We start from the raw sequence: 7,758 nt of genomic DNA, 5'->3' as shown, positions 1-7,758 counted from the left end.
GGGCGACAGGGAGGGCAAAGGGCGCAGCTCCGCCGGCCCTCCGCGCCAGGGAGGGCGCGGCGGAGCCTCCAGGGACGGATTCACGGCGTGCCGGAGGAGCTGTGCGCTTTGGCCGATGTTTTGTCTGTTCGAAAGTCAATAGAAACTTGTGACCAAGAGCCAGGCTTCCAGCTTCCAGCTTTCAGCTTTCAGCTTTCAGCTTTCAGCTTTCAGCCTGGTACAGCATCTCCAGCAGTTGTTCGCTGTCTGTCCAGCCCAGGCAGGCGTCGGTGATGCTCTGGCCGAACACCTCGGCCTTGCCGTTCACCACCTCCTGGCGGCCCGGCTCGATAAAGCTCTCGGCCATGATGCCGGCAATATGGCGGCTGCCCCGGCGCAGCTGGCGGCAGATGTCTTGTGCCACCGGCAACTGGCGCTGGTGCTGCTTCTGGCTGTTGCCGTGGCTGAGATCCACCACCAGCCGGGGCGACAGCCCGACTGCGGCCAGCCCCTCGGCCGCCTGGCGGATGCTCTCTGCATCGTAATTGGGCGCCTTGCCGCCGCGCAGGATCAGGTGGCCGTAGGGGTTGCCGTCGGTCTGGTAGATGGTCATGCGGCCGTCCTTGTCCGGCGAGCAGAAGATATGGGGGTGGCTCGCCGCCCGCACTGCGTCCAGGGCGATCTGGATATTGCCGTCGGTGCCGTTCTTGAAGCCCACCGGGCAGGACAGGGCCGAGGCCATTTCCCGGTGCACCTGGGACTCGGTGGTGCGCGCGCCGATGGCGCCCCAACTGATCAGGTCCGCAATATACTGGCCGGTCACCATATCCAGGAATTCGGTGGCGGTGGGCAGGCCCAGGGCATTGATGTCGCACAACAGCTTGCGCGCCAGGCCCAGGCCGGTGTTCACATCGAAGCTGCCGTCCAGGTGCGGATCGTTGATCAGCCCCTTCCAGCCCACTATGGTGCGCGGCTTTTCGAAGTAGGTGCGCATCACAATGCACAGTTTGTCGGCGTAGCGGGCGCGCAGGGGCGCCAGCCGTTCGGCGTATGCCAGGGCGGCGGCCGGGTCGTGGATGGAGCAGGGGCCGATGATCACCAGCAGCTTGTCGCTCGCGCCGGTGAGGATGGCTTCAATCTCGGCCCGGGCGCCGAGCACGGTCTGGGCCATGGCGTCGGACAGGGGGTATTGTTCGCTCAGCTGGTGCGGGGTGATCAGGGCCGCCAGCCGGCGACTTCTCAGTTCATCGGTATGCAGGGACATAGGTTTCTCTAAAAGCAGGAAAAATCGGGGTGCGTACGCACTATGTCCTTACCATAACGGAAAGCCGTGGCAGGGAAAACCACGGCGAAGGGGGAAAAGCGGGATTTATTCCGGCCGGCTGAAGCGCTGGCCGGAGATGGCCGGATGATAGAGGGGCTGGATCACGTTGCCGGCGGGATCGGTAAGGTGGAAGCTGCGGGCGCCGTCGCCATGGTCGTGGGGCCGGTCCAGCAGGGTGACGCCCTTGCTCTGGAAGTACAGGTACCACTGCTCCAGCTCTTCCTTGCTGTCCACGATAAAGCCGAAGTGATCCATGCGCTGTACGCCGCTGGCGGGCAGGTCGGCGCGGCCCAGGGAGAGGTTGTCGTTGCCGCAGCTGAGGTACACCAGATCCGCATGGGCCCGGTTCAGTATTTCCATGCCCATGATCTCGGTGTAGAACTGCACGCATTCTTCCAGGTTGGGCATGGTGAAGGCGATATGGCGCATGCCGTTGAAGCGGCCGGGTCGGTCCATGAGAGGCTCCTTGGAATTGGCAATAATAATTGTGTACTATTTGTTTAAATTAAATAAACAAATGGAGTTTACAATGTATTCAATTATTGTCAAAACCAGGCTCAAGCCGGGCACTGCCCAGGCCTTTCTCGACGCCATGCTGCAAAACGCCGCCGTCTCGGTGCGCGACGAGCCCGGCTGCCACACCTTCGACGTGCTGCAGGACAAGGCGGATCCCGAGCTGTTCTGGCTGTACGAAATCTATGCGGACGAAGCGGCCCTGGCGGCCCACAAGGAAACCCCGCACTACCTGGCGAGCCGGGCCGTGGTCAACCCGCTTATCGCCGAGCAGTCGGTGATCCGCGCCGGGGTGCTGGCGGTCAATCCGGCGCGCTAATCCTCAGCCCACCAGGCCCGCCAGCAGCGACAGGCTGTGGTGGCGGGCGCCCTGATCGTAAATATCGGACACCAGCATCAGCTCGTTGGCGCCGGTCCGGGCCAGCAGCGTTTCCAACTGCCGGGCTGCCCGGTCCGGACCGCCGATGACGGCGGCGCCGAGGAAGCCCTCCACCCCGCGCTGCTCGTGGGGCAGCCAGCGCTGGTCCAGGTCGGTGACCGGCGGCTGCAACAGGCGGCCTTCACCGCGCAGCAGCGAAAGTACCTTCTGGCGCGCCGTGCTGGCCAGGAACTCGGCCTCCCGGTCGCTGTCGGCGATGATGGCCGGCACGCCCAGCATCAGGTAGGGCTCGGCCAGCACCTCCGAAGGCCGGAACTGGTCTTTATAGATGGCCACCGCCTCATGCAGCATGCGCGGCGCGAAGTGGGAGGCGAAGGCATAGGGCAGGCCAAGCTGCGCCGCCAACTGGGCGCTGAACAGGCTGGAGCCGAGCAGCCAGATGGGCACATTGGTGCCGGCGCCGGGGATGGCCATCAGCTTCTGGCCATGATGTGCCGGCCCCAGCAGCTGCCGCAACTGCTGTACCTGCTCGGGAAAGTCCTCGCCGTCTTCCGGCCGGCGGCGCAGGGCGCGCATGGTGTCGGGATCCGTGCCCGGGGCCCGACCCAGGCCCAGGTCGATACGCCCGGGGTAAAGGGTGGCCAGGGTACCGAACTGCTCGGCCACCACCAGGGGCGGGTGGTTGGGCAGCATGATGCCGCCGGAGCCGACCCGGATGCGGGCCGTGTGGCCGGCGATATGGCCCACCAGCACGGCGGTGGCGGAGCTGGCGATGCCGTCCAGGTTGTGGTGTTCCGCCAGCCAGAAGCGCTCGAAGCCGAGGCCCTCCACATGGCGGGCCAGGGCGACCGAGTTGGCGATGGCGTCGGCGGCGTCGAAACCGCTGCGGATATGCACCAGGTCCAGGATGGACAGTTTGACCTTGGATAATAGGCTCATAAATGGTAATGGTATCGATTGAAACAATAGCCCGATAACAGCATATTTCGCCGGTATCCGCTATCCAAAGAAGGCATATCTTATGCCGATGGCTGAAAAACGGAGTGTATTCATGGACATCATGGCGCGGCTGGCCGGCTGGCAGATCCGTCCGTCGCTGATTGAACATCCGCCGCTTCCTACCTGTGCCGACGCCGACCGGCTGCTGGTGAACCGGCCCGGCACCCGGCTGAAAAACCTGTTCCTGCGCGACAACTACGGCCGCCGCCACGCCCTGCTGCTGACCCGGCCCGGCAAGCAGGTGGATCTCAAGGCATTGTCCCGCCAGCAGGGCTGGTCGCGCCTCGGCTTTGCCTCGGCCGAGCGGCTGCAGCGCTACCTGGGGGTGGCCCCGGGTCATGTCTCGGTGCTGGCGCTGGTGAACGACGTGGCGCAACAGGTGGAGCTTTGGCTGGACGAGGAACTGAAGGACGGCGACGACTTTCACTGCCACCCCCTGCGCAATACCGCTACCGTGCTGCTGAGCCGTAGTGATTTACTGCGCTTCACCGGGCAGACCGGGCACACTCCGCTCTGGCTGCCGGTGCCTTCTTTTTAAGGGATTGGGGAATAGGGAATAGGGACTGGTGGTGCTGTCTGTAGGCCCCAATTTATTGGGGCAAACCGTGCATTATGTGGCACTGCTGCCCGGTTAAAACCGGGCCTACAGGTGGCTTGAAACAGCCAACGCCAGCGTTGCTAGAAACAGCGGTGGGGATTGCCGGAGCCGACCATAAAATGCCATGGATGGCATTTTCGAGCGCTACATGGAAGTACTTGAAGCGTGTCGGCGTAGTGCAACCCCACTGCTGTTTCGTTGTGCACGGATTCCGGTTTTCGCTGGTTTAAATCGCTTCGATTCTCGCCGGCAGTCCCTGGCGGACCGAGGCGCCGCTGGTCCAGTCCAGCCAGACGTTGGCCACCTCCTTGCGGGTGGGATCCATCAACCCCAGGTCGTTCTGGTTGACCCCGGCGCCCAGCCGCGGGTTGGCGGGGGTCGGCTCGCCGTCGATCAGGTGGGAGCGGGCGCCCAGCTCGCTGTGGCCATAGCCGTGCTCGATGGCGACGGCCCCTTCCACTATGCCGTCCCTGACCAGGGCGATGCCCTCCACCTGTCCCCCCGGGGTGATCACCCGCACCGGCTGGCCGTGGCGGATGCCGGCCCGCTCGGCATCCCTGCGATGGATGCTGATGGGGTTTTCCGGATGGATCATGCGCAGCCGCTCGGCACCGATGCTGGACGAGCTCATCAGGTGCGACTTGTAGGAGGTCACCAGCAATGGCCATTCCTGTTCCGGATAATGGTCGCGCATGGGGCTGCCGTCGGCAAAGCGCGGGCCGTAGAAGGCGGCGCAGCCGCTCAGCCGTTCGCCGGTCATGGCATGCACGGTACTGCCGATGGTGGCATTCCAGATGCACAGGGTATTGCCGGTGCGCTTGCCCATCAGTTCTCCCTGCCAGCCCGACTCGAAGGGGGCGAAGCGTCCGCCCCGGCTGAAAATAAAGCCGGCCCGGCGTTGTTCGTCCGGCGCCAGGGTGGCTTCAATCAGCGGCATCAGCCGGGCGGCGTTGGTCAGCACCAGATCGTCGGCGCTGGCCTCGGGCACCGGCCGGTCGCCGGCAAAGGCCAGGTTGGCGGCACCGCGCAGGTAAAAATCGGCGGCGGTGTGCAGGTCGTGACGGCCGCCCCGGCTGTCGGGGATGGCTCCCTTGCCGTAGCCGGGCAGCTCCATTTTGCCGGCCAGGGCGATGATGAAGGCTTCCAGTCCCAGGTGATCGCCGTTGGCGAGCCGGGGCGTGGCCGGCGCAACCACCGGCCAGCGGGCGGTGGTGGTCTGCTGGGGTACCCCGCTCCAGGGCTTGGTGAAGCCCCAGCTTTCGTAGGTGAGGGTGTCCGGCACTATATAGTCGGCCAGGGCGGTGGTTTCGTTGATAAAGCCGTCCACCGCGATAAACAGCGGCAGGTTGGCCGGATCTTTCAGTTTTTCCCCCAGAAACGCCTGGCCGCCGCCGATGCCGTACAGGGGGTTGGTCATGTGGCTGATCCAGGCCTTGAGCCGGTAGGGATAGCCTGCAAAAGCCGCTGCCAGGTGCTCGGTGAGCAGGGGCGAGGAAAAGCTGAACCAGGGCGCCCGGGCCGGGTAGGGGGATTCCCCGGCGGCCAGCTTGCGCCGGTATTCGCTGCTGTTCTGGTAGGGAAAGCGGTTGCGTGACAGGAAGAGGCCCTTGGGGGTTACCATGCCGTCGAACCGGGCCAGATCGTAGCGGGGGCCGTTTTCCACCGCCGCCACGCCGCCGGCGCCGAGCGCCAGCCCGCCCCGGGCGTTGATGTTGCCGAGCAGGGCGTTGAGGGTCATCACCGAAAAGGCGGTATAGAAGGCGTTGCCGTTCATCATGCCGCCGTGGGCATCCACCACCGCCCGGGGACCATGACGCTTGAGCTGGCGGCCCAGGCCTTCGATGATCTCCAGCGGCACGCCGCAGTAGTCGCTGTACTGGGCCAGGGTCTGCCCGAAGGCGGCCTCCCTGAGGCACAGCAGGGCGGATTTTACCCGGGCCGGGCCATCGGCCAGCTGCACTTCCCGCTCGACCCAAAGGGCGGCCTCGCGGGCGTCGGTGTGGTCCATCAGTTCGCCGCTGTCGGCGTTGACCACCAGCGGGCTGCTGGCCTCGCCCCGGCCCAGATCGGCGGCGGTGAGGAACTGACCGGCCCTGGGATGCGGTGCCTGCAGCACCAGGTGGGTGGCGTTGGTATGACTGGGCTGGCCGGCCCTGGCCTGGGCGGCCGGGCCGGGCTGGGCCAGGTAGCGCCGGTTGATGCCGTCGTTCTCCATCAGCCAGCGGATCAGGGCCAGGGCCAGGGCGTCGTCGGTGGCGGGCTTGATCGGCACCCAGCGGCCGCGCTCTTCGTTGAGCCGGCTGATGCTGTTGGGCAGGGTGGGAGCCACCACCACATAGTCGAGGCCGCCGTCGCTGCGGGCGCTGGCCAGTTGGCGGCCCTGGCGCTTGAAGGGATTGCCCGCCTGGGCCGGCGAGGTGCCGATACACAGCACGAAGGCGGCATGATCCCAGTCCGGCTTGCCGTGGGCGAACTTGTCCAGGTCATTGAACATGGCGCCGGAGCCGGCCCGGAAGCCAAAGCCGCAGTAGCCGCCATGGTGGCCGAAATTGCGGGTGCCGAAACTGTTGAAGGCAAAGCGCTTGAGAAAGCTGTCGCGGCCCTCGTCGCCGGCGTTGGTCACCAGCAACTGGTTGGCCCTGGGGCCGTATTCGGGGTTATCAGGGTCGACCGGGGTCTCCAGATCGCGGATGGCGCGCAGGCCGTCCACCTGGCCCTCGCCAAACAGATCTCCGCCCTCGACCACTTCCTCCAGCAACTGCTCCAGGCTGATGCTCTGCCACTTGCCCTCGCCGCGCCGCCCGGCGCGCTTGAGGATGCGGGTCACCCGGTAGGGGCTGTGCAGCTGCTCGGCCAGGGCCGCGCCCCGGGCGCAGGCCGTGGAGCGCTGTTCGATGCCGGCCTCTCCGGCCAGGGTCTTGTATACCTCCCGGACCGGCGTTTCCTGGGCCGGCGGGCGGGGATTGGAGAGGGGATGGTAAGGGTTGCCGGCGATGCGCAGTACCCTGTTGTTGGCGGTATCGACCCGGGCGCGCAGGCCGCACAGGGTCCAGCAACCGAAACACTGCACCGGGCTCACCGCCTGGTGCTCGGCCATTACCAGCTCGCCCTGGGGGGTTATCATGAATTCCGGCGGCAGGGCGTTGCCGGCGATGCGGTCATTGGCGGGCACGCCGCTGGTGCCGCTGAGGACGCCCTTGACCGCCTTGGCGACGGGGTTGGCGTAACCGGCGGCAAAGGCGCCGGCGCCGCCCACCATCATGCCGGTCTGCAAAAGGGCGCGACGTTTCTTATCCATGACGGACTCCTGTGTTATCCAGTAGCATCCAGACCGCGCCGGCCAGCGCCAGCCACAGGCCCAGGGTGCCGGCGACGATGTGGCCGGCGGAAGACAAAAGATGGGGATCCAGGTGGTAGAGGCCGGCGCCGTACTTGGGCACCGTCTGCACGTTCATCAGCACTACCCAGCGAAAGCCCCAGGCGCACAGCAGGGCCAGGGCGGCGGTCAGGCCGTCGGCGGCGGCCAGGGGCCGGTGCCGGCGGACCAGGGCCAGCAGCCACAGCAGGGCGCCGGCGGCCAGGGACAGCAGCAGCAGGTGGCGCCAGAAGGCAAAGCCCTGGAACAGCCGGCGGGCCTCGAGCCAGGAGGCGCCGTTGTGCACGCCGGACAGGGCCCAGAGTGCCATCGTCAGGCTCAGGGCCGCCAGCAGCCACAGCAGGGCGCGACGCAGCGGGGCGGCGTCCGGCGCCGGTCCCCGGCGGGGCAGCAGCAGCTCGAGTGCCATCAGCAGCCCCACCAGCGCCAGCAGGGCGGTCAGCAGCAGGTTCACCGGCAGCCAGGCGGTATGCCAGAGTGGCCGGGCCCGTACCACCATGATCTCCATGCCGGTATAAAGCAGTATGCCCGCGCCGGCCAGGGCGCCCAGCCAGGCCACAAGGCGCAGGCGGCGGGCGCAGGGCCAGGGC

The 7,758-nt window shown here is 66.4% G+C and carries 7 protein-coding genes; 2 read left to right on the top strand and 5 right to left on the bottom strand.

Annotated features, from left to right (window positions below; all coding sequences use genetic code 11):
• Positions 1 to 202: 202 nt before the first annotated feature.
• Together CGX12_RS18230 and CGX12_RS18225 are read right to left on the bottom strand one after the other, a co-directional pair.
• Complete coding sequence (locus tag CGX12_RS18230; protein ID WP_094041279.1) at positions 203 to 1,243, bottom strand: 3-deoxy-7-phosphoheptulonate synthase; 1,041 nt, start codon at positions 1,241 to 1,243, stop codon at positions 203 to 205.
• A gap of 105 nt (positions 1,244 to 1,348) precedes the next feature.
• A complete protein-coding gene (locus CGX12_RS18225; RefSeq protein ID WP_094041277.1) occupies positions 1,349 to 1,759 on the bottom strand; it encodes a VOC family protein in 411 nt (136 codons plus the stop codon).
• A 73-nt stretch (positions 1,760 to 1,832) separates the two neighbouring features.
• Between CGX12_RS18225 and CGX12_RS18220 the strand changes: the two genes are divergently transcribed.
• The gene (locus CGX12_RS18220; protein WP_094041276.1) at positions 1,833 to 2,135 is read left to right on the top strand and encodes a putative quinol monooxygenase; all 303 of its coding nucleotides are present in this window, start codon (positions 1,833 to 1,835) and stop codon (positions 2,133 to 2,135) included.
• Positions 2,136 to 2,138: 3 nt separating this feature from the next.
• On the opposite strand, the gene CGX12_RS18215 is transcribed toward CGX12_RS18220, so the two are convergent.
• Entirely contained in the window at positions 2,139 to 3,134 is a 996-nt protein-coding gene (locus CGX12_RS18215; RefSeq protein WP_094041274.1) for an LLM class flavin-dependent oxidoreductase, read from the bottom strand.
• Between the two features lie 112 nt (positions 3,135 to 3,246).
• Here CGX12_RS18215 and CGX12_RS18210 point away from each other — a divergent pair, with 112 nt between their 5' ends.
• Positions 3,247 to 3,732 carry a prolyl-tRNA synthetase associated domain-containing protein gene (locus CGX12_RS18210; RefSeq protein ID WP_094041273.1) on the top strand — a complete coding sequence of 162 codons (486 nt, stop codon included), beginning with the start codon at positions 3,247 to 3,249 and terminating at the stop codon, positions 3,730 to 3,732.
• A gap of 286 nt (positions 3,733 to 4,018) precedes the next feature.
• On the opposite strand, the gene CGX12_RS18205 is transcribed toward CGX12_RS18210, so the two are convergent.
• Both CGX12_RS18205 and nrfD read right to left on the bottom strand, forming a co-directional pair.
• The gene (locus tag CGX12_RS18205; protein ID WP_094041271.1) at positions 4,019 to 7,090 is read right to left on the bottom strand and encodes a molybdopterin dinucleotide binding domain-containing protein; all 3,072 of its coding nucleotides are present in this window, start codon (positions 7,088 to 7,090) and stop codon (positions 4,019 to 4,021) included.
• A partial coding sequence (gene nrfD / locus CGX12_RS18200; RefSeq protein ID WP_176442113.1) for an NrfD/PsrC family molybdoenzyme membrane anchor subunit occupies positions 7,083 to 7,758 on the bottom strand: 676 nt, incomplete at its 5' end. The genes CGX12_RS18205 and nrfD, both read right to left, overlap by 8 nt.

Source organism: Zobellella denitrificans, assembly GCF_002237365.1.
Taxonomy (GTDB): Bacteria; Pseudomonadota; Gammaproteobacteria; order Enterobacterales; family Aeromonadaceae; genus Oceanimonas; species Oceanimonas denitrificans.
This window is presented reverse-complemented; position numbering and strand designations above follow the sequence as displayed.